The organism is Marinimicrobium alkaliphilum, from assembly GCF_003259155.1.
Lineage (GTDB): Bacteria > Pseudomonadota > Gammaproteobacteria > Pseudomonadales > Cellvibrionaceae > Marinimicrobium_A > Marinimicrobium_A alkaliphilum.
This window is the reverse complement of the sequence record NZ_QGMQ01000008.1, coordinates 53,768-78,338: the sequence shown is the minus strand read 5'-3', so window position 1 is coordinate 78,338 and position 24,571 is coordinate 53,768. Positions and strand designations below refer to the sequence as shown.

Here is a 24,571-nt window from a genome sequence, read left to right as displayed (position 1 = left end):
AGTTTCGGTTTTTTTGCCCCAGGTTGTATTGGAACCGTGTCAGTGGTGTTCACTGAACACAGGTCCATTTCAGTACCGCTGCCTCTGCCTACAACCTTGTTAGTAATTACACAACGAACATACCAATAAAGATAGAAAATATCAAATATATAATTAGATAATGTTATATATTTTCTCTCTTAATTTGGGCGCAACTTTTCCAAGGACAAAAGAGCGCCCAGCAGCCACTGTTTACGCCTCGAAAGCGTGCGCAGCGACCCACTAAAGGGCAACCTCATCCTGGTGACAAACACTACTCCACGAGAGTTGAACGACTCACGTTATGACCCAGCCGGGTGCGTAGCACAACCTCACCCTCGGGCATTGCAACGGACCCATGGTAGGGCTGCCAGCTGCTGCCACCGTCGGTACTGTACTCAATGGTCAGACCGGGCATTGCCGTATTGGCATGCAACTGACCCTGGTCAACGCGTGCACCGGGCGGCAAAAGGTGGAAACCGGCCCCACCGTCCAGCAGCTTTGGTAATTCGCGCGTCGCCAACACCCGGACGAAGCGGGCATAGTCCTGATCCCGCGCCCGGGTATCGGGCTTCTCCCCCTCCCATCCGGCGCGGTGCCAGGCACGCTCCGCCAGCGCGATAACTCGGGGGTAAAGCATGGCCTCCAGTTGCTCGGCGGTGCGGATGGTTTCGGTCCAGACCTGCCCCTGTATGCCGAGAATGTTTTCGGGCTTTTTCAACGGTGTCACCGCCCGCCCCAGAAGCGTTTCCAGGTCTTCAATGGGCTCACCATTACGGTTCGTGGTCGCGTTGGCGTAAACATAATCGGGCAGATAGCCGAACACTTTTTCCGTGTCGGTATAACGGGTCGCCCAATAGTAACCCCGCTCCTCGGGATGCGCCTCGTGGGGATGATCAAAGTACAAGTGGGTAGCGTGCGACAGAATCACCTCGTAACCGGCATTGGCAAAACGGTAGGCCCGATCACCGGCGCCCCACTCCCAGATATTGTCCCAAGGGTTCACCAGAACCCGATCGTTCTCGAAGCGGTCACGATTGAAGGGTTGCTGGGCGTCGTGCATCATGCCGTCTTCCCAGGCGGCAACGGCAAGTCCCCGATGACTGGCAAGCTCCGCCACCCGGCTGACAAAGTAAGGCATCAAATCACCCGTTCCGGCGAGCCCGGATTCACCCCGGATCAGCGCCTCGCACTCGGGCGAGCCCGTCCAGGAGCCTCGACCCACTTCGTCACCGCCCAAATGAAATACGCCTAAGCTCTGCCCGGCTTCACGGTACATGGCCTGCAATTCGTACATCACTTTATCGATAAAGGCGTAGGTGGATTCCATACAGACGTTAATGGAATTATCGCTGTAGTTCTGTACCGTCAGGTACTCGGAGGTGTCGTCCGGGTCGGCCAACAAATAGCGGCGTGCTTCGGTATCCTCGCCCGCCTCCATCAACCGCTGATAACGAGCGTCCATTGCCTTGACCGCCGCGCGGGCGTGGCCGGGCATGTCAATTTCGGGAATCACTTCGATATGACGCTCGGCGGCGTACCGCAAAATCTCGATGAAATCGTCGCGTGAATAGTACCCATTGCCGGAGCCACTGGTGTGAGGGCCGGTACCCAACTGAGTCAACAGACAGCGGCGCTCGCTCAGATCAAAGCAGCGATGGCCACCGATATCGGTCAGCTCGGGCAACCCGGGAATTTCCAGGCGCCAGCCTTCATCCTCGGTCAAGTGCAGGTGCAGACGATTGAGTTTGTAGCGCGCCATCTGATCGATCAGACGCAGAGTGACGGCTTTGCCGTGAAAGTTGCGTGCCATGTCATAGTGCATACCCCGCCAACTGGCGCGGGGAGAATCAACCACCGTCAGGCGCGGCAAGGCATAGCCATCCTGAACCCGTGCGGGAAGCAGGTTGAGCAGACTCTGTGCGCCGTAAAAAGCACCGGCGTTGTCGCGTCCGATAATCTCGATACGGTCACGCTCAAGCGTCAGAATGTAACTCTCTGCGGCTTCGGGCAGACCGCGCGCCTCCGGGTCGACCCTGAGGATCACAACCGGGCCATCGCCGCTGCCATCACCGGCACGCGCAGCCACCTCGCGCTCAAATACGCCGCTCAACGCCGCCTGCAGGAAGGCGGCCTCGCTGGCGAGCCGTCCCGCGTAGTGAATGGACCAGTCCCCACTCAGAGTCACCGTGCCCCGGCGGGTGTTGACCGAAGAGGGCTTGGGAATAATGCGCTCGCGAACATCGCTGGCACTGACCTCCACCGCATTGACGCGCCGGTTGGCGTCGTAACGACTGGCGGCGGTGGCGGGCGACACAGCATCGGAATGCGAACGCAGGCGCTGATCAGCACGCTCAATCGGTTCCACAAAAGCGCGAATGTCTTCAGTATCGGTATTGGCGAACACCACGGGTTCGGCATCGCCGCTTACGAGGAATGCCCGCGGCATAAAATCGGTGTAGCTGATCATGTGTGCGGATGCGCGATAGTCGAGCGTCACCGTCTGCCCCGAAGCGAGACCGGCGAAATCCGCTGTGGACGCAAGGCGGTGCAGATCACCCTGCACATGACTGAGCCGGAGTCCGGCCTCTTCCACTGTCGCAATCCGGCGCACCGAGTGAAAATAGATCGCCCAGTCGGCCTCACCCCCGGGCAGACTGACCGAGGTGGGATTCTCCAACTGCAACCGGATATGCGGACCACCCCCAGCCAGATTGCTGAGCACCGCAAAGCGCAGACTGGCGCCCTCGGCAAAGGTGTTCACGTCGCTCTGACTCAGGGCATGGGCCCCTATGGACAGACTCATCAGCGCTCCCATCACTAGCGCCAGGCAGATTCTCATTATTTTGACTCCCTCTTACTGAATGGCCGCAAAACGGCAAGACAACGTTGTCTCACACAGTTTAGCGCACCCTCTGGCAAATGCAAGCCCAGCTGAACACCTTGCCTGTAGCCCGCTGAAGGCAGGGATCCCCTTCCGGGACACGCCGTAAACCCATCCCTGGGGGCTCGACTGCCGCCGGTCCCTGCGCGCTCCCGGCGCTTCGGGACACTCCCCACATCCCTGTGGGTCGTCCAGCGGCAGACGGTCCCGGAAAGGGTTCCCCGGCCCCGGCTTGTGCTCAAAACGTCAGAATCCAGCCTTGGTGTATACTGCCCGTTTTCCACTGACCAGCCGGGAACCCGTTCAACCGCTATGAAACCGACCATTAAGGATGTCGCCAAACTCGCCGGAGTCTCTTTCAAAACGGTCTCCCGGGTGATCAACCGCGAACCCAGCGTGGGTAAGGAACTGCAGGAGAAGGTCTGGAAGGCGGTCAAGGCACTCAACTACCAACCCAACTACGCGGCCCGCGAGCTGCGCGGCACCGCCTCGTCGATCGGGTTCATCTACGACAACCCCAACAGCAACTATGTGATTGATATGCAGCGCGGGATGCTCGATGAGTGCCGGCGTCAGGGCTTCGAATTGGTGATCCACCCCTGCGATACATCGGCCCCGGATCTGATTGACGAGATTGACAGCATGCTCGATCGCAGTCAGGTCGGCGGCCTGATCCTCACGCCCCCCGCCTCGGAGATGCCCGAGGTACTGGCGGCCCTGGAGAAGCGCAAGGTCAACCGGGTATCCATCATCTCGGGCTCAGAGGCGCCCGAGGCGCAGAATCCCTGCGTCTATATCGACGACCGGGAAGCGGCCTACCAGATCACCCGCCACCTGCTCGAACTGGGCCATCGCAAAGTCGCCTTTCTGGGCGGGGATCAGGCCCACAAATCCAGCACCGAGCGTGAAGCGGGCTATCGCCAGGCACTGGCGGAGCAGCGCATCGACGCCAGGCCCGAATGGGTACTTCCGGGGCAGTTCTCATTCGCCTCCGGCGTTGACCGAAGCAAGCACTTACTGACGCTGGACGACAAGCCCACGGCGATTTTCGCCTGTAACGATGAAATCGCCGCAGGCGCACTGTTCGCCGCGCGCCTGTCCGGTTTGGACGTGCCCGGGCAGCTGTCCATCGCCGGCTTTGAGGACAGTCCCTTCTCCCGCCAGTCCTGGCCCAACCTCACCACCGCTGGCCAGCCCATCACTGAAATCGCCCGCCGCGCCACGGCCCTGCTGATCGATCAGATGCGCGCGGACAAAGGCCGAACCCAAGCGCCCGAGAGCCTCGGCTTTCACCCGGCACTGATCGTGCGCGACTCCACCGCGCCCCCCAGCGGGCGCGGCTGACGGCACCAAGCCTTTACAGAATCGCCCACAGGGGGCACAATGGCACCAATGAGACAACGTTGTCTCGCCGTTGAAAACTGTTCCGAGGAGCCTATGTCGAGCCACACTACCCCGATGCCAGAGCATACCCATCTCTTCCGTGAAGCGGCCGAAGCTGCGTCTGCGGTCACGCGCCAGCTGGAGCTCAATGCCGAGCCGATCAGGCAGGCAGTGATCACACTGAAGGCCTACCAGCCCCGTGCGGTCGTCACCTGTGCCCGGGGCAGTTCAGATCACGCAGCCACCTACGCCAAGTATCTGATTGAATCCCAACTGGGTTTGATCACGGCCTCGGCAGCCCCCTCGATCAGCTCCGTTTACCGGGTACCCCAAAAGCTTGAGCAGACCCTGTTTATCGCCATCTCCCAGTCAGGCAAGAGCCCCGACCTGCTCACCAACGTGGAGCGCGCCAAAGCGGCCGGCGCTCTGACCCTGGCGCTGGTGAATGTGGAAGATTCCCCCCTGGCGCAGAGTGCTGATATTGTGCTGCCCCTGTGTGCGGGCAGCGAAGTCAGCGTTGCCGCCACCAAGTCCTATATCGGCAGCCTGACGGCGATGGTGCAACTGGTTGCCGCCTGGTCGGGTAACACCGCGCTCACCAAAGCGCTCCATGAGTTGCCGAGTGCCCTCGAACAAGCCTGGCAATGCGACTGGCAAACGGCGGTCGACGCTCTCAAAGGCGTCAACAATCTGTTCGTCATCGGACGAGGCATGGGCTTTGGTATCGCCCAGGAAGCGGCGCTCAAACTCAAGGAGACCTGTGGCTTACATGCCGAGGCCTTCAGCGCCGCAGAAGTGCGCCACGGCCCCATGGCGCTGGTGGGGGATCAGTTTCCGATCCTGGCCTTTGCCCAGAAGGACGAAACCCAGGAAGACACCTTGCAACTGGTCCAGGATTTTCGGGCGCGCGGCGCTCGGGTTATGCTGGCTACACCCAGTGCCGAGCACGCGGACAACCTGCCGGTCGCAGCGAGCCCGGATGCGATACTGACCCCGATCCTGACCGTCCAGAGTTTTTACCGGATGGTCAATGCGCTGGCCATCGCCCGGGGCTACAATCCGGACGAACCGCCGTTCCTGCGCAAAGTCACCGAAACCGTCTAGCATGAGGCAAGCCATGACCCAGGCCCTGAGCAACGCCCGAATTTTTACCGGGGACCACTGGTTGGACGATCACGTGCTGGTCTACCGGGGCGAATACATTATCGACCTGATTTCCCAGCACCAGCTACCTTCGGACCTGCCGTCGACAAACCTGGGCGGCGCCCTGCTGGTACCCGGTTTACTGGACACGCAGGTCAATGGCGGTGGCGGCGTACTGTTTAACGACGCGCCAACCGTGGACGCACTGAAGACCCTGAGCGCCGCCCATCGCCCGTTCGGCACCACCGGTTTGTTGCCGACCCTGATCAGCGACGACTTCGCCGTAATGACGCGGGGTATCGCGGCCATCACCCAGGCCATGGATGAAGGCGTGCCGGGTATCCTCGGCATTCACCTGGAAGGGCCCTTTCTCAATGAACAGCGCAAAGGGGTACACGATCCCAAAAAATTCCGCAGCATCGACGACGAGGCACTGGCACTGCTGTGCTCACTCAAGCGGGGCAAAACCCTTGTCACCCTGGCACCGGAACTGACAACCCCGGACGCCATTCGCACCCTGACCGAGGCGGGCGTCATCGTCGCCGCCGGTCATACGGGCGCCACCTACGAACAGATTCACACAGCGCTGCGCGCGGGCCTGAGCAGCTTTACTCATCTGTTCAATGCCATGACCCCCATGACCAGTCGCGAGCCCGGGGTAGTGGGCGCTGCCCTGGAAGACCCGAACAGCTGGTGCGGCCTGATTGTGGACGGCTACCATGTGCACCCCGCAACGCTCAAAGTCGCCATCGCCGCCAAGCCCAAGGGAAAAATGATTCTGGTCAGCGACGCCATGCCCAGTGTCGGTGCTGAGGAAAAATCGTTTGTGCTCAAAGGTGAAACCATTCGCGCCGAAAACGGGCGCTGTGCGACACCCGATGGCACCCTCGCCGGCTCAGATCTGGATATGTTGAGCGCCGTGCGCAACAGCGTTCGCGATCTCGATCTGACGCTAGGCGAAGCCTTGCGTATGGCCAGTCGCTACCCGGCGGCGATGCTGGGGCTGGATCACGAACTGGGCTCTCTCGCGCCCGGGTACCGGGCCAGCATGATCGCCATCGACTCACAGCTGAATATGCACAACAGTTGGATCAACGGCGAACCCCTCTCGCCCTAAAGAGCGATCACAATACGGCGGCGGTGCAACACCCAGGCCACCGCCCACATCGCCGCCACACTCACCAACGCAAAGACAAGCGAGGCATTCATCGGCGCCAGCCACTGGGCCAACCACTGATAGCCCCACGGGTAAGCCGAGGTATCACCCACCGGAATCAGGTACAGGGTTTTTGCCCAGACAATCGACAACACATAGATAAAGAGCGGATTTTTGCCCAGGATTTCACAGGCCCGATACATCGGCGCTACCGCCCTGAAAGGTTCAAGCAGGATCAACCCCACCAGTACCAATAGCGCGGCTCCGCCGGTGAGCAATACAAACGAACTGGTCCACAGATATTTGTTGATCGGAAACACCGTGTGCCAAAGCAACCCGGCGAGCACCAACAACACCCCCACAACAGTCAAACTTTGCAACGCCCTTTTCCGGTTTTCGTGCAGGCACAGGAGACGGGTTGCTTCATAGCCGATCAATACCGACACCACCGAGGGCAACGTCGACAGAAGACCTTCCGGATCAAACGCAACGCCCAGCCCCTGCCACAAACGGTCCGGCCCGAGCAGCCACAGGTCCACCTGGCGCACGACATTGCCACTCACGCCGTAGGGATCGCTACCCAGTTGCAACAGTGCCCAATAGCCCATCAACAACACCCCCATCACCGCCCAGCGCGCGCGGGCTCCGAGAAACAGTGCGATAGGCGCCGCCAACAGATAGGCCAAAGCAATCCGTTGCAGCACGCCCAGTATCCTCAGTTCGGATAGGGGGGTCGTGAATGGGTAGGCGTTGAGCAGTATCCCGATCAGGAAAATCAGAACACTCCGACGCACAATCTTGCGCATCCTCACGTCCATCGGCAAAGGGCGACGGCCGGAAAAAAACAGTGCCGAACCGACGATAAACAAAAAGAAAGGGAACACGTAATCGGTGGGCGTAGCCCCATGCCAATCAGCGTGCAGCAGCGGCGCGTAGACTGCACTCCAATTGCCCGGCGTGTTGACCAATATCATCAGCGCCAGCGTCAGACCACGCATGACATCAAGCGACAAGAAGCGTTGATTATTATTCATCTGGCTCTTCCAAGCATTTCAACAAAAAAAGGCCGGTGCGTTAACACCGGCCAAAGAGAGCGCGAGAGAGACACCGCTACGCTACCCTAGAGGAAACTGTTTACCGGCTCCACGTGCGCATCTTGTGGCCTTTGAACGCATAGAAAAGAATATAGGCATAGCACGGTAACATCACAAGATAGGCCGACCGCGTAGTGAAGGTTTCAGCGAAGTAACCAAAGACCAACGGAATCAGCGCACCACCGGCAATACCCATGATCAGTAACGCCGAACCAACACTGGTGTACTTGCCCAAATCCTGGAGCGACAGCGGCCAGATCGCGGGCCAGCACAAGGCGTTAGCCAAGCCAAGCAATGCCAGGAAGGCCACCGTATCGGGCACGGTGGGGATGCCCATCCAACCGAAAAGCATCAGGGATATGGCATGACTTTCCGACGAACCGAATAGCACGCCGGCAGTAAACAACACCCCCAGAAACGCCGAACCGATCAACGCTTTCGACTGACTCAGGTAGCGAGGAATCAATGCGATACCGGCAAGATACCCGATCACCATAAAGGCCATCGTATAGGCGGTGAGCGAGCCGAAATGACTGACACCTTCCAGGCGACCATAAAGTCCGATGGTATCGCCCGCGATCACTTCAACGCCGACATACATAAAGAGCGCAATCGCACCCAGCACCGCTTGTGGGTATTTCAGGATGCCCCACTTATCAGCCACCTCGTCATCGTCTTCATTGTCGGCATCGACATTGAGTTCGGGTAACGCGGAAAAGTGAACAAAAAGCGCTAGCACCACCAGTGCGATGGCCATATAGATGTAGGGCTCGACCAGTCGATTGGAGAGTTCGGCCAGGCGTGCGGCGCGTTCGTCAGCCGTCAACGCCACCAACGCGCTTTCCTCAAAGCGATCCATGCCGGTCAATACCCAGGCGGTGAACGCCACCGGCGCTACGATACCCGCACCCTTGTTGAGCAAACCCATAATGCTGATACGCATGGCGGCACTTTCGCGCGGACCGATACAAACGACATAGGGGTTGGCCGCAGTTTGCAGAATGGTCAAACCGGTACCCAGAACAAACAGGCCAATCAGGAAAATTGCATAGTGCGTGGTTTGCGCCGCCGGGATAAACACCAGTGAGCCCACGGCCATAATGCCCAGACCGATCACCATACCGCGCTTGTAACCGGTGCGCCGCAAGATCAGAGCCGAAGGCAACGCCATCACCGTGTAGGCAATATAGAACGCAAAGGTCACGAACAATGCCTGAAACTCATTGAGGTCACAGACAATTTGCAAGAACGGAATCAGGGCGCCATTGAGCCAGGTCACAAACCCGAAGACGAAAAACAATATCCCGATAATGACCATCGGGGTCAGCGCACTGCGCTGTGTGTGCTCAGTCGGCGTAGAGGTTGTCATAATCGTTACTCACTATAGGTTATGGCCGATATCGACAGAAAAAATGCTATCCGGCGGCAGGATCGCCGGTCTTGGGTAATTCGCTATTAAGCCGTGCCAGGAGCGCGGCGCCCTCCTCCGGCGTTCCCTCTGGAACCGACAGCTGTGCGACCACATCGGCATCCAGCCAGGGACGCATGGGTTCGGCCGCGCCGCCCAGAATCGACAGCCGCCCCGGTTTGCGTTCGAGCAGCTTGCGCGCCAGCGCGCTGATGTATTCCGCACCCTCGATCAGGATGCGTCGGGCCAGGGCATCGCCCTGATCCGCTGCCGTAAAAATCATGGGCGCAAACTGGGCGTAATCGCGCGGGCTGCCTTTAGCCATTTTTTCCGCCAGAGCAACCCCATTGACCTGCACAGCCGCCTCAACGGCGGGACGCAAAGCCGTGTCCGGCCCCAGTCCGTCGTGCGCCAGAAGCACGGCTTTGACGACTTCCAGCCCCATCCAGGCGCCGCTGGCCTTATCGCCCAGCGGAAAGCCATGGCCGCCCAACATCACCTCTTGTCCATCGACACGGGCGTAGCCACAGGAGCCGGTACCGATGATGATCACCGCGCCCTCATCACGCCCGTGGGCGCCCAGGCAGGCGATGTGCAGATCGGTGGCAACGTGCAGACTGGCAAACGGGTGCTCCCACTCCGTCATCGCTCGGTGCACGCTGGGCAAGTTGACCCCCGCCAGCCCCAGACCCACCACCAGTTCACCGAGCAGCGACGGGGGTAGGCCGGCATCCTTCAGGGCATCTTTCGCCGCCAGGACAATATTGTCCTTGGCCTGTTGGAGCGCCTGATTCGCGTTGGCCGGGCCGGAGTTCCCCACCCCGAGCCGGGTGCCCCGGGCGTCGGATAGACAGGCCCGACACTTGGTACCGCCTCCGTCGACACCCAGAAACAGCGGCGCATTGACTGACTTGTTCGACATATCTTTTCCTTCTATGGGCATACTCGGCGACTGACAGGGACAGTCACATGCCCGCTAGACAACGTTGTCTCAAATCGTAAAGTAGCCTTGCTCCCCTGTCAACAGGGAATCGTCAATGCATGAATGCTTAGGGGGATATGATGCCAATGCCACCTGTCAGCACGGGTCAGTGGGGCTGACCGCGCGCCGACTATGGGCGGGGGGTGATGGGACTGCTAACTCAGAGCAACGGATCAATCCGGTCGGTCACCTCAGCAGAGTCCGGCGTCACCCGGCTGCCGAAATGCTGCACCACGTTGCCCTCGGCGTTGACCAGGTACTTGTTGAAGTTCCAGCCCGGGGCTTCGCTTTGGTTGGCCAGCTCGCGAAACAGCGGGTTGGCCTCGTCGCCAGTGACGCCGGTCGGCGCCACCATGGTGAAGGTCACACCGAAGTTTTCGTAGCAGACGGTGGCGGCCTCTTCTTCCGTCGCGGCTTCCTGGCGGAAGTCGTTACTGGCAAAGCCGATCACCACCAGGCCTTGATCCTTGTACTGCTGGTGAACCCGCTCCAGGGCTTCAAACTGGGGGGTGAACCCGCAGTGGCTGGCGGTATTGACCACCAGTGCCGTGCGCCCGGCCATCAGCTCACACAGGTCGACCGATTCGGTGGCGTGCAATTGGCGATACTCGCCCTGCAGATGTTCGGGGCACTGATCAGCATGAAGGGCTGCCGAGGCCCCCAGAAGAGACAGTAAAAAGGTGGTGGTGAGCGTTTTCATGATCGTATCCTGTGGTGGAAAGGTTGAGGCCCTGTAAGGATACGATAGCAAAGGCGCGCCAGATCTGCCGGGGTTTTAACGCCCCGGCCAGACCGACACTGAGTTCAGTAAAGAAATACGGCGCCCTGGCGCGTTCCACTACTGTCCTCCTGATCACCCCCGATACCTGAGGCGTCGCTGTCATGCTGCGGTGCGGTGACTGCCAGGGTTTTTCCATCGACCGACAGGGCCACACCACTGCCAAAGTAAATGGAACGTTGTGGATTGTGGGGTGGTTTCACAAACGCGGTTTGTTGCCACTGCCCTCCTTCTCGCTCGAACAGGTGGACCGCGCCGTTGCTGCCCACCCCGGACGCTTCCGGGTCCCCGCCAATCCATTCAGCCGCGCTACTGTCGCGCCGTGAACCAACGGCCATGCGGCTGCCATCGGCCGATAACGCCACAGCATCGCCCATCTGAACGTAGGGCTTTACCGGGTCGGCCTTGACCTTCTCGGCGAACTGCCAGGCGCTGCCTGAGTCCCCGCGGCTGTACAGGTATACCGCACCGGAGTTGACCTCCTCTTGACCATCGCCTGTCGCCGTGACAGCCAGGGTGAGGCCATCATGAGCCAGCGCAATTTGCCTGCCGAAAAAGTCGCCCTGCTCAAGGCCAGAGGGTTTCAACCGCTGTAGCAACGACCAGGTACCGTCATTGGTAAAGACGTAAACGGCGCCGCTGTTCTCATCGGGATCCGGATTCGGGCTGCCGTACGGCTGCAAGACGGCACCCACCAGCAGCATGCTGCCATCAACCGCCATCTCAAGATGCACACCAAAACTGTCGTTGTTTCGGCCCTCCTCGACGGTCAGCCGCTGGACCTTACTCCAGGTTGCGCCACTGCGGTTGTAGATGTACACGCTCTCTTCCGCGAAATTGTGATTGGCACCCACCGCCAGAATGTCACCATCCCCAGAGAGAGCGACATCAGTTCCAAACCAATCACTCTGCTGGTCACCGTCCAGCTCGGCATTGGTGGTAAAGCTGGCCTGCTCCACCCAGGTATTTCCCTCGCGCTCAAATACGTAAGCGCGGCCCTCATGATTGTTGCCCCCGTTGGCACCTGCCGCAATGGTAGAGCCATCGGCCGACAACGCGATAGACATGCCAAAGACAAGGGCTTCCGTAGGATCATCGGGCCAGAATTGCGTCAGCTCCACCCACTCGCCATCGGCGTCACGTTCAAAGACATAGATCGAACCGCCGCCCTCGGCAACGCCCCGACGCGCGCCGACCGCCATCAACTGGCCGTCGGCAGAAAGTGCCACGGAAAAACCGAACTCCAATTGGTTAACCGAGTTCGAGGCTTTGACGAAGCCCGCGGCTAGCGCCAGCTCATCGCTGTCGACAGCCAGTTCTTCAGACTCCACACAGCCGCCGCTGGTACAGGCTTCCAACTTATAGCGGGCCGCCAGACGCTCGGGCAGGTAGACTTCATGGCCGTGTGCGGTTTCGCCGCCCGCAATGGTGGCCACCTGCTGGTAGTCTGCCTCCGGACTGGCCTGCTCCCACAGGCGGTACTCGGTCGCGCCGCTACCGCTGTCCCAACTGAAAGCCAGCGTTTTGATCGGCTCAGGCGTCAGGCTAAAACCGGTGAGCGTACCGGGCTCATCGTCGGAGGGAAGATCGCTTTGATAAGCGATACTGATCGCGGGAATCAGAGACGCAGGACAGTCACTACCGGTCGCCAGGCAGAAGCTTTTTGCCAGCTCGCCCTCTTCCGGCTCAATAATAAATGTCGAGGTCACCACCACCTGCAAGTGGGAACGACCCTGGGCGAGTGCAAGCTCAACCATCTCACCCGCATTGAATGCCCACCAGGGCTGATCCATTCGGCCCGAAACAATATCAATGGCGTCGTAGCCCTGAGTCTCGTTGCCCACAAAATTGCTGTCCGCCGGCTCGCCGTCCCACTCGGTCATCACCGCCCGAACGATATTGCCCTGGTGGCCGTCCCCGCCGACCTGGGAACTGTGCCATTGGGCGGCCAGCAGGCCGCCATTGACCACCTCGCCGGGCAGATCGGAGAGGTCATAACTCAGCGCTATTTCGTATTGGGTCCACTGATCGCCATCGCGATTGGTGCCCACCAGCGCCACATCCACGACCTCGGGCTCAAGCAACTGCGTGTCCGAGGTGCCGCCCAACTGGTGCCCGGCATCAAGCGCCCAATCATCCACCTGAACACCAAAGTCGATGCCCAGACTGGCAAAGGCGGCGTACAGACGCGGCGCGACCGGCTCATCGTCCACAGCGCGACTCAGGGTGTGCTCGAACGTAAACACATCGCAGGCGACATTGGCATAGTAGAGGTTCGCGTCAGCATCGCCGGCGGCGCTGCCACTCATCAGAGCACCGCCATCGGCGTCAAACCCACCGGCGGCGCATTCACTGACTTCCACATAGGCACTTTCACCCATATGCGCCACCGCACCCAGTGCCGGGTGGAAGCTGATCAGATTGATCTGGGGCTGTTCCGCCGACAGGGAATAGTTGTGCACCGCCCAGTAACGGTAGCGGGTATCGGTTTCGTTATGGATGATGTCGACGGCCATATACAGGTTGTTCATGGTCGCATCCAGGCCGACCGCACCGCTCAACTCGAAGGCCTGATCGCGCCAAAGCAGATTGATACTGGAGAGTTCAACCACCGCATCGAAGGGTGAATCCTCGCCCGCCTGCCAGTCCATTTGCCCGGAAAACTCCACCTCACTGTTGTCCGCATTGGGCACGCGCACGCAGTCGCTCGGTGACGTCGAGGGTGCCTGCGCCGCGCGCTCATCCCCGGTAGCGCAGTCGCGCACATCCAGAAACGCCAGCAGATCGCCGGGCACATCGGCGTGGGCCTGCAAGGCATCATTCGCCATCACATAGGGCGCAACCAGCAGCGCGCCCCCCAGTTGCGCCGTATCCACCAAACGAACGTGTTCACTGCCCGACGCATTGGGCGTGGCCCAGTCGGTTTCACCCGAGTAATGCGTGACGTAATCCAAGTGCTCGGCCGCGTCAAAGATGGCCGCCGGGCCGGTAGGGTCATCAACGGGCGGCTCAGGATCGCCGTTGCCGTTTGCATTGCCGTTGCCGTTCCCGTTTCCGTTTCCGTTCCCATTGCCGTTTGCCGGGGGCTGGTCGCCATTCCCACCCGGCGGGCCACCCGGGTCGTCGCCGCCAGAGCCGCCGCAGGCGATAAGTGTGAAGGGTATCAATAGCAGGGAGCGAAGAGTCCAGGTGCGGAGTGCGGATAACATAGCGCATCAATCCTTTTGGCAGTCATGGGTATTTTTTCTACGTCCCGGCCCATTGTCCTCAGCGCACTTACAGATCACTTACATCGCTCCCATCAATCACCTCGCAACGTCTTATAAACGCTGAGCAGCCGACTCGGGGGCAACATATCGAGATCCCGCTGATAGGCCTTTTCCAACTGGCGAAAACTGAGTGCGAGCATGCGGGGGTTGTCCAGCAGAGCTTCCGTTTCCAGACGGCCGGCCCACAAGCGCTCATCCAGAGGCAGGAAACGTTGCGCGTGCCGGTAACAACTGACCGCATCGTCAACATCCCGGCGCACTAACGCATCCCCCAGCGAGAGCACCAGGTCTCGAAAAGCCACGTTCAGCGATTCCTGATAGATCTCGGCCTGCAGTTCATCGGCGGCGACAAATTGTGCCTGCCCGCGAAACAGGTCGACGGCCTGACGCAGGACCGGCAGAGAGAGGTGCTTGCGCTGCACGGCTAGCTCCGTCAACGCCCAGGCATCGACCCAGAGGTGTTCCGCCACGAGCGTCACGAGGCCCCCGTCCACGGCGATGGCATCCGGAACCTGCAGGAAGTCCCGCGCCCGATGGATCGTCACATGCAGACAGTTGAGCGCCTTGTCAGGGGCACTGTCCGGCCACAGACGGGACGCCAATTGCACCTGGGGCATGCCCTGAGGTCCGGCCAACACAAGCTCTGACAAGAGCGCGCGCAACTGTGGTTGCGACAGGCGCCCAAGCCGCTCCCCAGACACCTCCACATCAAAGCGTCCAAGCACCCAGAGCCTGCAGGGCCAGGGCCACACCATCTGTAAGTCACTGCGCGTGGGGCCGGTGAGCTGCCGCTGTCGAATCAGCGTGCGCGTATAGTCGGGCTCGATCTCTTCGCGCAACGCCAGCGCACAGAACTGGGCCAGATCATCGTCGTCTATCAGATAGGAAAATATCAGGCCCTCGCGCGCGCCAGCGGCAAAAGCGCGACGCACGTAAGGCAGGCAACGGCGAAGCTGGTTGCGCTGCAGGGGCAGGCAGGCGAGCATCATGTGGAGCTGAAAGTCGAACAGGGGATTGGCAAAACCACGCCCTTCGCGACGGGCTCGACTGGCTTCAGACAGCGCCTGTCGCCAGTAACCGGCGCGCGCCAGCAAGCGCGCATGATGCGCCCGCAACACCGCTCGAAAACGTCCGTCAGGGTGCTCGGGCAACACCGCGAGAGCGCGCCGGGTGTGATCCAGCGCTTGCGACAAGTGCCCCGCGAACAGGGCGCGGGCCGCCAGGAAGTGGGAGATCAGGGCCTCGCCCAGCGGCGGCGGCTCACCAAGTACGCGGGTCAGGCTCGGCAAGGTGCGCTCAAGGGCCGCGCCCTCACTGGCACAGACCGCGCGTACCAGCAGCGCCACGGCGCCCACCCAGTCCTGCGCCTCAGTCTCGGCTTCGGCATCCGCCCGCCGCTCGGGCGGAGCCCCAAAAAGCACGGGCCACAGGCTAGCCAGACACGCCCAACGCGAACGCACCGGCGCCGACGCCTGCGCGAGCCACTCTGGGTTGTCACTCACCAGCCGGTAAACATACTCGGCATCGGCCCCACTACCCCAATGCCAATAGCTGGCCTGGAGTCCTTCACAGGCCAGCTGCAGGCGCGTATCCGCATCCAGGCCGGAGGCCAACAACCCGATCGACTGTACTGGTCGTCGAGGCTTTATTTTGGTGTCCATGCTCCGATGAGAACACAGCGCAAACGGTTTCGCAAACCCTCGCCCTGCGCCAGACGACTGGGCACAGACGCCGTACCGCCGTACAATACGGATCACACAGACTGGACAGGAACCGCTATGAAATCCGCATTACGCAATGTCTTCGGCTTTATCCTCAACCCGTTGGAGCGCGGTGACGACCCCTACCACGTCAACCCTTGGGGCCGTAAGGTGCTGTTGATACTGGCTTCGGTCTTTGGGCTGCTGGCGATCGCGGTGCTGTGGTTCCGCCAACCGGGCAGCGATGTGGGCTACTTTGCACCGGTTGTGATCTTCGGACTGGTCTCCGCGACCGGATTGATCGTCGGACTGCTTGGAAACGACCGGGCAGTGGCAAAAATCTGGGGTAACAAGTAGTCGCTCAAGGGACACAGCCGTGACCCTGGATCATCCGTCAATGGGTAAAACCAAAAGGACTCAACAGGCTATGACAATAATGTATAAAGCATTCTGGACACCCGCCAAGCTGATCTTGCTACTGGCCGCATATTCCTTGTCGGGTTGCGGCAGTGACAGTACCCCTGACACGTCGAGCACGCCTCCCGAAGGCAATCACTGTCGCACACAAAACAGCTTTGAAAATATGGGCACCGAAGAGACCCATCCAGGATTCACAGAGCTCAGATGTCCGGCATTGGCTGAACACACGTCCGACATAACCGATCAGCAACTGGAAGTTATCGACAACAACCACCAGTATATTGAACGGTATGCAATGGCTGATCCGAATAATCAGACGGCATTACCCGACGTCGATTTTAGTGAAAAACGGGTTGTTTTTCTTCATATGGGAGAGCAGCCATCGTCGAATCATCTGATTCAGGTCACGGAGGTTTCGGAAAGTGAAAGCTCAATAACCATCACCTATGAAGCCATCACGCCTTGCGACGACTGCGGAGCTGATGGCGCGCTGACCTACCCCTACTGTTTTATTGCCATTGAGCAGACAGACAAACCCATTGTTTTCAATGAGCTGGCTGTGACCGAGTGTTGGCTCGAACCGTGAACAGCCACTAAGCTTTCTTGGCTTTCGCGATCCAGCGGTCCAACTGATTGGCAAATTGCTGGCGGTCGGTCTGATTCATGGCGGGCGGGCCGCCGGTGTGGATGCCGCTGCTGCGCATGGTGTCCATAAAATTGCGCATGGTCAGCTTGGCCTTGATGGAGTCCGGCGAAAAGCGTTCGCCGCGCGGACTCAAGACCTGTGCGCCCTTCTCGATCAACTCCGCCGCCAAGGGGATATCGCTGGTAATCACAAGGTCCCCGGGCTGAGCGCGGCGCACAATCTCATTATCGGCCACATCAAAACCGGCGCTCACCTGCACGGCTGAAATATACCGGGAGGTCGGCACCCGTAGCGCCTGGTTGGCCACCAGCGTCAGGGGGATTTGCGCGCGCTCGGCGGCGCGGTATAGGATATCTTTGATCACCGTCGGGCAGGCGTCGGCGTCGACCCAAATAGGCATGGCCACATCTCTTGCAGGAACACGCGGACACTATACCGTAAGTGGGGCATAAAAAAAGGGCAGCCGAAGCTGCCCGAGGCCGACTTCATGAAGCATGAAGAAGAAGACGGAGGAAGCGGTTAAATCTGTATCTGGACCTGACCGTCGGCGCAGCGCACCGGGTATACAGGTACCGAGTGTTCTTCGGATTCCAGGCACTCGCCGGTGCGCAGGTCGTAGTGTTCCTTGTACAGCGGTGAGGCCACCACCACCCGCTCGCCCACGGAGCCGATAATGCCACGGGACATGACATTGGCCTTGCCGATGGGATCGTAATTACCGATGGCAAACAGCTCGTCCAATCGGTGCGAATAAAAAATGGCAACCTGCTGCTGATTGACCAGGGCGCACAGCCCGGTGCCCGGCACCAGATCATTCATGGCGCAGACGGTCATCCATTCGCCGGACTGTTCCGGCACGCTTTCGGCCAGGGCCGCATTGCTTGTGGTCATGGGGTATTGCTCCTGTTACGGCAAATGCTCGGTTGTGACTCAACTGGCGACTTCTACCGCCTCAATAATTTTGACCCGCTCTTCCTCGGTGGCCGGGCGCGGCTGGCCGCGCTCGTTCATGTACACCAGGTTGCTGTCGCTCTCGTCACTGTTCACAAAGTGGCGGAAGCGTTTGAGTTTTTCCGGGTCCTCAATGGTGGTTTTCCATTCGCACTGGTAATTGCCGATGTTCTCGGCCATATCATTTTCCAGTTCTTCGGCCAGGCCCAATTTGTCTTCGATCACCACCTCGCGCAGATAATCGAGTCCGCCCTCCAGGTTTTCCAGCCACACAGACGTGCGCTGCAGGCGGTCACCGGTGCGGATGTAAAACATCAGCAGGCGGTCGATGTATTTGATCAGGGTCTCGTCATCGAGGTCAGTGGCGAACAGGTCGGCGTGACGCGGGCGCATACCGCCGTTGCCGCACACATACAGGTTCCACCCATTCTCGGTGGCGATCACGCCGATGTCCTTGGACTGGGCTTCGGCACATTCGCGGGTACAGCCGGACACGCCGAACTTGATTTTGTGCGGAGCACGCAAACCCTTGTAGCGGTTCTCAAGTCCGATGGCCATGCCCACACTGTCCTGCACGCCGTAGCGGCACCAGGTGCTGCCGACACAGGACTTCACCGTGCGCAGTGATTTGCCATAGGCATGGCCGGTTTCAAAACCGGCGTCGATCAGACGCTTCCAGATAGCCGGCAACTCGTGCATCTGGGCACCGAACAGGTCGATACGCTGGCCGCCGGTAATTTTGGTGTAGAGATCAAATTCCTTGGCGACCTCGCCGAGTACGATCAGCTTGTCCGGGGTAATCTCGCCCCCGGCGACACGGGGCACGACCGAGTAGGTGCCGTCCTTCTGCATATTGCCCAGGTAGATATCATTGGTGTCTTGCAGTCCAGCGTGCTGCTCTTCGAGAATATACTCATTCCAGAAGGACGCCAGAATCGAGCCGACGGTGGGCTTGCAGATTTCACAACCCAGGCCGGTGCCATGGCTGTCGAGCAGCTCATCAAAGGTTTTGATCTTCTTGACGCGCACGATGTCGGCCAGCTCGGCACGGCTATAAGCAAAATGCTCACACAGGTTGTTGTTGACTTCGACCCCGAGCTTGGTCAGCTCGCTGTCCATCACCTGCTTGACCAGGGCCGCGCAACCGCCACAACCGGTGGAGGCTTTGGTTTCCGCCTTGATGTCACCAATGCTTACCGCACCGCCTTGAACCGAGCAGCAGATATCCCCTTTGGTAACGTCAAAACAGGAGCAGATCTGCGCGCCTTCCGGCAGTGCGTCAACGCCCATGCCCGGCGCCGCTTCGCCATCAATCGCCGGCAGAATAAACTGCTCCGGCGCCTCGGGCAGATCCATGTCGTTGACACAAATCTGTTGCAATGTTCCGTAAGCTTCCGCTTCGCCCACCAGCACCGCGCCGAGCAATTTCTTGCCATCGGCGGACACCACCAGGCGTTTATAGATCCGGGCGACACCGTCACTGTAGGTGTAGCACTGGGCACCGGGGGTGCGCGCCTGGGCATCGCCAATGCTCGCAACATCGACACCCAGCAGCTTCAGCTTGGTGCTCATGTCCGCGCCGACAAATTCGGCGGACTCACCCACGATATGGGCCAGGGCCACCTTCGCCATCTGGTAGCCGGGGGCCACCAGACCAAAAATCTTGTTGTCCCACAGGGCACACTCGCCAATGGCGTAAATGTTGTCTACTGAGGTCTGACACGCGTTGTTGATCGCAATACCGCCGCGCTCACCCAACTGCAAGCCACACTGGCGACCCAGCTCATCCTGCGGACGAATACCGGCAGAGAACACGATCATGTCAGTTTCCAGGTGGGTGCCGTCGGCAAAATTCATGCGGTAGCGACTCTCTTCACCCGCCACGATTTCCGCCGTGTTTTTACCGGTGTGGACGCCCACGCCCAGGTCTTCAATCATCCGGCGCAGCAACTCGCCGCCGCCCTCGTCGAGCTGAACCGCCATCAGGCGCGGCGCAAATTCCACCACGTGGGTTTTCAGGCCGAGGTTCTGCAGCGCGTTGGCCGCTTCCAGGCCGAGCAGGCCACCACCGACCACGACACCGGTCTCGCTCTCACGGGCCGAGGCGGTAATCGCTTCCAGATCTTCAATGGTGCGATACACCAGGCAGTGAGGTTGATCCTTGCCCGGAATCGGCGGCACAAAAGGATAAGAACCGGTGGCGAGCACCAGCTTGTCGTAGGTCTCGGTGTGGCCGGTGTGAGTGGTCACGGTGTTCGTGGCCGGATCAATCGCGGTGACCTTTTCATTCAACAGGTAGCGGACACCGCGCGCCTGGTATTCGGTTTCCGAGGTCAGCATCAAGTCCTCGGCCGTTGAGCCCGAGAAATAGCTGCTCAGCTTCACCCGGTCATAGGCCAGGCGCGACTCTTCGGCAAAGGTGACGATCTCGTAGTTTTCCGCCCACTCGGAGTTGAGTAGTCCTTCGATAAATTTGTGGCCAACCATACCGTTGCCAACAACTATAATGCGCTCTTTCATAATACGTCCTCAAACACTCAAATGGCGAAATTCATGCACTCAGGCTGTGGGCCGGCGCGTCGCTCTGCACAAAGGCGAGCCAGTCAGTCGGTTGCAGCTGCTCGGCGAGGGAAACCACCTCGCCGACAATAATCAGGGCGGGCGATTGCACCGCTTCATCAATCACCAGCTGGGCCAGGGTATCGATGCGGCCGGTGACCACACGCTGGTTTTTGCGGCAGCCGTTTTCTACCACCGCAACCGGTGTACCCGGATTCAGGCCGGCGTTGACCAGATTGGTACTGATGTTCCCGGCTTTGGTCACACCCATGTAAAACACCAGGGTGTGATTGAGGCCGGCGAGGGCCTGCCAATTCAGATCCAGAGATTTTTCCGCGTGCCCGGTTACCAGCGTGCAACCCTGACTGACGCCGCGATGGGTCAGGGGAATACCCGCATACGTGGCGCAGCCCGAAGCGGCGGTAATGCCCGGAATCACTTCGGCATCGATCTGCGCTTCGCGCAGAGTCAACAACTCTTCACCGCCGCGACCAAACACAAAGGGGTCGCCGCCTTTAATGCGGCACACGGTCAAACCGGCCCGGGCCTGATCCACCAGCAACTGGTTCAGATCATCCTGGGGAATGCTGTGATGATTTTTACTTTTACCCACATACAAGGCCGGCGTGCCTTTTGGAAACAGCGCGCGAATCTCGGCGCTGACCAACTGGTCGTAAAAAATAATGTCCGCCTGCTCGATCGCGCGCAGCGCTTTCACAGTCAGCAAGTCGGCATCACCGGGGCCCGCACCCACGAGCCATACTTTGCCCGGCGCGAGCGCCTGGCGTTGGGGGCGCGCTTTGGTCAGCGAGCAGTGAATGGCCGTCGGTTGCTGGTGCATGGCATCGATCCTGTGGTTGCAAAAAATCACTTACCGGGGATGGAGCAAGGACAGTGCCAGATGCGGAAACAATTTTTAAAAATGATTTTTATCTTTTATTTATCAGTAAGTTACGAATCAAATAGCCGGTTACTCGAAACGCCGCGGGAATTTTTTCGAGCACACCCAAAGCACTATTAGCGTGCAAGCGTGCACTTTTAGCGAGCAAAAACGAACATTGCCCGCCCTGCGCTTTTGCACCACAAAAATGCAAGTGATGGTGCACGCGCACCACAGGGAAACATTTGTGCATCAATACCGTGCTTTTGCCGTCTCTATCATTAAAAAAGACCGCCCGGATGCCCGCCGCCCATATTGGTTCGGTTATTGCAAATACCCTGTAAACCACAGGTAACCAACAACGAGCTGGGTATGACTGAGCAAACATTGATTACAAGCGACGCCTGGACCAAAACCACCTGCGCCTATTGCGGCGTGGGTTGCGGTATCGAAGCGAAGGTAACTGAAGGGGCGACCGGCCCGAGTGTCGAGGTGCGCGGCGATCCCGAGCACCCCGCCAACTTCGGCCGACTGTGCTCCAAGGGCCTGGCGCTGGGCGAAACCCTGATTCCTGATGGCCGCCTGTTATCGCCCAGCGTGAACGGCCAGACCACGGACTGGGACAGCGCCCTCGATCATGTCGCCCAGGGCTTCCGGCAGGTGATCGACGAGCACGGCCCCAACGCCGTCGCTTTTTATGTGTCCGGACAACTGTTGACCGAAGACTATTACGTCGCCAACAAATTGATGAAAGGCTTTATTGGCAGCGGCAACATCGACACAAACTCGCGCCTGTGTATGTCCTCCAGTGTCGCCGGACACAAACGCGCCTTTGGCAGCGACACCGTGCCCGGCAGCTACAGCGATTTTGAGAGTGCGGATCTGGTGGTGCTCACCGGCTCCAACCTGGCCTGGTGTCACCCGGTGTTGTTTCAGCGCCTGAAAGCGGCCAAGGCCGAACGCCCCCATATGAAAGTGGTGGTGATCGACCCCCGGCGCACCGACACCTGCGCCATCGCCGACCTGCATCTACCCATCAACCCGGGCACCGACGTGCTGCTGTTTAATGGCCTGCTCTCTGCGCTCGCCAAAGGCAACGCCCTCGATCGGGACTTTATCGATCAGCACACCGAAGGTTTTGACAAGTCCCTGGCCGCCGCCCAAAGCGACGCGCCGGATCTGGTCTCGCTGGTAAAAACGCTGGGCATCAGCCCGGAGGCACTGGCCACCTTTTATCAATGGTTTGTGGCCACAGAGCGCACCGTCACCGTCTATTCCCAGGGCGTCAATCAGTCCAGTGCGGGCTCTGACAAGGTCAACGCCATCCTCAACTGTCACCTGGCCACCGGTCGCATCGGCAAGCCCGGCGCCGGGCCCTTCTCGGTCACCGGCCAGCCCAACGCCATGGGCGGGCGCGAAGTGGGCGGACTGGCCAACACGCTCGCGGGCCATATGGAGTTTGGCAACCCCCAGCACCACAAAACCCTGAGCGACTTTTGGCAGGCACCCGCCCTCGCCCGCGAACCGGGCCTGAAAGCGGTGGACCTGTTCGACGCGGTGGACAGCGGTGAGATCAAAGCCATCTGGATTATGGCCACCAACCCGGTGATGAGCCTGCCCGACGCCGACCGCATTCAGCGGGCACTGAACGCGTGTCCTTTAGTCGTGGTGTCCGATTGTATCGCCGATACCGACACCACCCGCTGCGCCGATGTCCTGCTGCCTGCAACCGGCTGGGCTGAAAAGTCCGGCACCGTCACCAACTCCGAGCGGCGCATCTCCCGCCAGCGGGCCCTGGTGCCCGCCGCCGGTGACGCCAAACCGGATTGGTGGATGATCGCTGAAGTGGGCCGACGCATGGGCTTCGCCGAAGCCTTCGACTATGCCGACGAGGCGGCGGTGTTCCGCGAGTACGCGGCACTGACGGGCGCCGACAACGGCGGCAGCCGCGACCTCGACATCAGCGCCTACGCCCACCTTGAACGCGACGAGTACGACGCCCTGCCGCCGCGCCAGTGGCCCCTGCCGGCGGACCGTGCGCCGGACATGCAGGAAAAGCGCTTTTTTGCCGACGGACTTTTCTACACGCCCTCTGGCCGTGGCCGTCTGGTGCCGGTGCACTTCCGCCCCGCGGCGAGCAAAACCAGCAGCGATTACCCGCTGATCCTGAACACCGGGCGCATCCGCGACCAGTGGCACAGCATGACCCGCACCGGCCTGTCGGCGCGCCTGTCCGGCCACCAGCCGGAACCCTTTATCAACCTGCACCCGGACGACGCCCAACGGCTGGGCCTGGTCGACAGCGAGCTGGCGGACGTGCGCAGCCGCCACGGCGAGGCGCGGGTACGCATCACCACCAGCGACCAATGCCGCCCCGGGCAGGTGTTTATGCCCATGCACTGGAACCAGGTTCAGGCCAGTCAGGCGCGGGTGTGTGCCCTGGTGGCCCCCAACACCGATCCGGTGTCCGGCCAACCGGAAAACAAATACACCCCTGTGGCCATCAGTCCCTGGCGCAGCGAATCCGAGGCCATCCTGATCACGCGCGACAAGTTGCCGAGCCTGGCCACCGACTACTGGTCCGCCCGCAAGATCGACGCCGGCTATCTTTATGTCATCGCCAGCAGCACCAGCGCCGCCGAGCTGGCCGCGCAACTGGACGCACTGTGCGCCACCGAAGACGACAGCCAACGCCTGGCCTTTGGCAACAACGCCCAGGGAGATTACCGCAGCGCCGTACTGAGGGACTCCACGATAGTGAGTGCTTACGCCGTCGCCAGCACCTTTGGTGAAAAGGATATGACCTGGCTCGGCCAATTGTTTGGCCTGCCCTTTGGTAGCGACATCACCCGCTCACTGTTTAAAGGCGAACCGAGTGCGGCACTGGCGGCCGGTAAAACCGTGTGCGCGTGTAAACAGGTGGGCGAGAAAACCTTGTGCAACGCCATTCGCGCGCAGGGATTGAAAACAGTGGAAGCGGTGTGTGCGGCCACAACGGCGGGCACCGGTTGTGGCTCCTGCCTGCCCGAACTGGCACAACTGCTGGCCCGGGAGGCGGAAGGAAGCGGCGAAGCGGTTAAAAAGTCGGGGGCAGCTGCCTGAGCATATCCTTGCGCGCGTGAATCAATTCGCGGTAAGTCTGCATCAGGCTGAAATCGATGTCTTCGGCTTGCTTGAGGTGTTCGAGCTCGCGCTCGTAGCGGGTCATCTGGGCGGTGAGCTGCTCGCGCAGTCGGCCTGTGGGGTTCATGTTTGCCTGAAGGTGATGGGCACGTTGGTGCTTACTCACGGTAAATCTCC

18 protein-coding genes are annotated in these 24,571 nt (G+C 60.1%); 6 read left to right on the top strand and 12 right to left on the bottom strand.

What is annotated here, in order from left to right; all coding sequences use genetic code 11:
• Positions 1-292 precede the first annotated feature (292 nt).
• Complete coding sequence (locus DKW72_RS13480) at positions 293-2,824, bottom strand: family 20 glycosylhydrolase (protein WP_232522407.1); 2,532 nt, start codon at positions 2,822-2,824, stop codon at positions 293-295.
• Between the two features lie 390 nt (positions 2,825-3,214).
• On the opposite strand from DKW72_RS13480, the gene DKW72_RS13475 reads away from it, so the two are divergent.
• From DKW72_RS13475 to nagA, 3 genes are all read left to right on the top strand, one after another.
• Positions 3,215-4,246, top strand: a complete 1,032-nt coding sequence (locus DKW72_RS13475; RefSeq protein ID WP_111642902.1) for a LacI family DNA-binding transcriptional regulator — start codon at positions 3,215-3,217, stop codon at positions 4,244-4,246.
• A gap of 93 nt (positions 4,247-4,339) precedes the next feature.
• A complete protein-coding gene (locus DKW72_RS13470) occupies positions 4,340-5,389 on the top strand; it encodes an SIS domain-containing protein (RefSeq protein WP_111642901.1) in 1,050 nt (349 codons plus the stop codon).
• A 13-nt stretch (positions 5,390-5,402) separates the two neighbouring features.
• A complete protein-coding gene (gene nagA, locus DKW72_RS13465) occupies positions 5,403-6,545 on the top strand; it encodes an N-acetylglucosamine-6-phosphate deacetylase (protein WP_111642900.1) in 1,143 nt (380 codons plus the stop codon).
• Here nagA and DKW72_RS13460 read toward each other — a convergent pair.
• The 6 genes from DKW72_RS13460 to DKW72_RS13435 form a co-directional block, all read right to left on the bottom strand.
• Positions 6,542-7,618, bottom strand: a complete 1,077-nt coding sequence (locus DKW72_RS13460) for an acyltransferase family protein (protein WP_111642899.1) — start codon at positions 7,616-7,618, stop codon at positions 6,542-6,544. The genes nagA and DKW72_RS13460 overlap by 4 nt on opposite strands.
• 100 nt (positions 7,619-7,718) lie before the next feature.
• Complete coding sequence (locus DKW72_RS13455; protein ID WP_408631114.1) at positions 7,719-9,050, bottom strand: sugar MFS transporter; 1,332 nt, start codon at positions 9,048-9,050, stop codon at positions 7,719-7,721.
• A 43-nt stretch (positions 9,051-9,093) separates the two neighbouring features.
• On the bottom strand, positions 9,094-10,008 hold the full coding sequence (nagK, locus tag DKW72_RS13450; protein ID WP_111642897.1) for an N-acetylglucosamine kinase: 915 nt from the start codon (positions 10,006-10,008) through the stop codon (positions 9,094-9,096).
• A 220-nt stretch (positions 10,009-10,228) separates the two neighbouring features.
• Positions 10,229-10,768 carry a glutathione peroxidase gene (locus DKW72_RS13445; RefSeq protein WP_111642896.1) on the bottom strand — a complete coding sequence of 180 codons (540 nt, stop codon included), beginning with the start codon at positions 10,766-10,768 and terminating at the stop codon, positions 10,229-10,231.
• Positions 10,769-10,872: 104 nt separating this feature from the next.
• On the bottom strand, positions 10,873-14,055 hold the full coding sequence (locus tag DKW72_RS13440; protein ID WP_111642895.1) for a WD40 repeat domain-containing protein: 3,183 nt from the start codon (positions 14,053-14,055) through the stop codon (positions 10,873-10,875).
• Between the two features lie 92 nt (positions 14,056-14,147).
• On the bottom strand, positions 14,148-15,776 hold the full coding sequence (locus DKW72_RS13435; RefSeq protein WP_157960499.1) for a hypothetical protein: 1,629 nt from the start codon (positions 15,774-15,776) through the stop codon (positions 14,148-14,150).
• 117 nt (positions 15,777-15,893) lie between these two features.
• On the opposite strand from DKW72_RS13435, the gene DKW72_RS13430 reads away from it, so the two are divergent.
• Positions 15,894-16,172, top strand: coding sequence for a hypothetical protein (locus DKW72_RS13430; protein WP_111642893.1), 279 nt, complete (start codon positions 15,894-15,896; stop codon positions 16,170-16,172).
• A 19-nt stretch (positions 16,173-16,191) separates the two neighbouring features.
• Positions 16,192-16,821, top strand: a complete 630-nt coding sequence (locus DKW72_RS13425; protein ID WP_157960498.1) for a protease complex subunit PrcB family protein — start codon at positions 16,192-16,194, stop codon at positions 16,819-16,821.
• Between the two features lie 7 nt (positions 16,822-16,828).
• On the opposite strand, the gene DKW72_RS13420 is transcribed toward DKW72_RS13425, so the two are convergent.
• The 4 genes from DKW72_RS13420 to cobA form a co-directional block, all read right to left on the bottom strand.
• Positions 16,829-17,281 carry a YaiI/YqxD family protein gene (locus DKW72_RS13420; protein WP_111642891.1) on the bottom strand — a complete coding sequence of 151 codons (453 nt, stop codon included), beginning with the start codon at positions 17,279-17,281 and terminating at the stop codon, positions 16,829-16,831.
• 119 nt (positions 17,282-17,400) lie between these two features.
• Positions 17,401-17,772 (bottom strand): nitrite reductase small subunit NirD, encoded by a 372-nt coding sequence (nirD, locus tag DKW72_RS13415; RefSeq protein ID WP_111642890.1) that lies wholly within the window; start codon positions 17,770-17,772, stop codon positions 17,401-17,403.
• 39 nt (positions 17,773-17,811) lie between these two features.
• Complete coding sequence (gene nirB / locus DKW72_RS13410; protein WP_111642889.1) at positions 17,812-20,355, bottom strand: nitrite reductase large subunit NirB; 2,544 nt, start codon at positions 20,353-20,355, stop codon at positions 17,812-17,814.
• Between the two features lie 28 nt (positions 20,356-20,383).
• Complete coding sequence (gene cobA, locus DKW72_RS13405) at positions 20,384-21,232, bottom strand: uroporphyrinogen-III C-methyltransferase (RefSeq protein ID WP_111642888.1); 849 nt, start codon at positions 21,230-21,232, stop codon at positions 20,384-20,386.
• 411 nt (positions 21,233-21,643) lie between these two features.
• Here cobA and DKW72_RS13400 point away from each other — a divergent pair, with 411 nt between their 5' ends.
• Positions 21,644-24,373 carry a nitrate reductase gene (locus DKW72_RS13400; protein WP_198411360.1) on the top strand — a complete coding sequence of 910 codons (2,730 nt, stop codon included), beginning with the start codon at positions 21,644-21,646 and terminating at the stop codon, positions 24,371-24,373.
• Here the strand turns inward: DKW72_RS13400 and DKW72_RS13395 are convergent.
• A complete protein-coding gene (locus tag DKW72_RS13395; protein WP_111642887.1) occupies positions 24,348-24,560 on the bottom strand; it encodes a hypothetical protein in 213 nt (70 codons plus the stop codon). The genes DKW72_RS13400 and DKW72_RS13395 overlap by 26 nt on opposite strands.
• Between the last annotated feature and the right edge of the window lie 11 nt (positions 24,561-24,571).

Coding starts and splice junctions, on each gene's coding strand:
- DKW72_RS13480 (WP_232522407.1), bottom strand. CDS start 2,824: ATGAGTCTGTCCATAGGGGCCCATGCCCTGAGTCAGAGCGACGTGAAC.
- DKW72_RS13475 (WP_111642902.1), top strand. CDS start 3,215: ATGAAACCGACCATTAAGGATGTCGCCAAACTCGCCGGAGTCTCTTTC.
- DKW72_RS13470 (WP_111642901.1), top strand. CDS start 4,340: ATGTCGAGCCACACTACCCCGATGCCAGAGCATACCCATCTCTTCCGT.
- nagA (WP_111642900.1), top strand. CDS start 5,403: ATGACCCAGGCCCTGAGCAACGCCCGAATTTTTACCGGGGACCACTGG.
- DKW72_RS13460 (WP_111642899.1), bottom strand. CDS start 7,618: ATGAATAATAATCAACGCTTCTTGTCGCTTGATGTCATGCGTGGTCTG.
- nagK (WP_111642897.1), bottom strand. CDS start 10,008: ATGTCGAACAAGTCAGTCAATGCGCCGCTGTTTCTGGGTGTCGACGGA.
- DKW72_RS13445 (WP_111642896.1), bottom strand. CDS start 10,768: ATGAAAACGCTCACCACCACCTTTTTACTGTCTCTTCTGGGGGCCTCG.
- DKW72_RS13440 (WP_111642895.1), bottom strand. CDS start 14,055: ATGTTATCCGCACTCCGCACCTGGACTCTTCGCTCCCTGCTATTGATA.
- DKW72_RS13435 (WP_157960499.1), bottom strand. CDS start 15,776: ATGGACACCAAAATAAAGCCTCGACGACCAGTACAGTCGATCGGGTTG.
- DKW72_RS13430 (WP_111642893.1), top strand. CDS start 15,894: ATGAAATCCGCATTACGCAATGTCTTCGGCTTTATCCTCAACCCGTTG.
- DKW72_RS13420 (WP_111642891.1), bottom strand. CDS start 17,281: ATGCCTATTTGGGTCGACGCCGACGCCTGCCCGACGGTGATCAAAGAT.
- nirD (WP_111642890.1), bottom strand. CDS start 17,772: ATGACCACAAGCAATGCGGCCCTGGCCGAAAGCGTGCCGGAACAGTCC.
- cobA (WP_111642888.1), bottom strand. CDS start 21,232: ATGCACCAGCAACCGACGGCCATTCACTGCTCGCTGACCAAAGCGCGC.
- DKW72_RS13400 (WP_198411360.1), top strand. CDS start 21,644: ATGACTGAGCAAACATTGATTACAAGCGACGCCTGGACCAAAACCACC.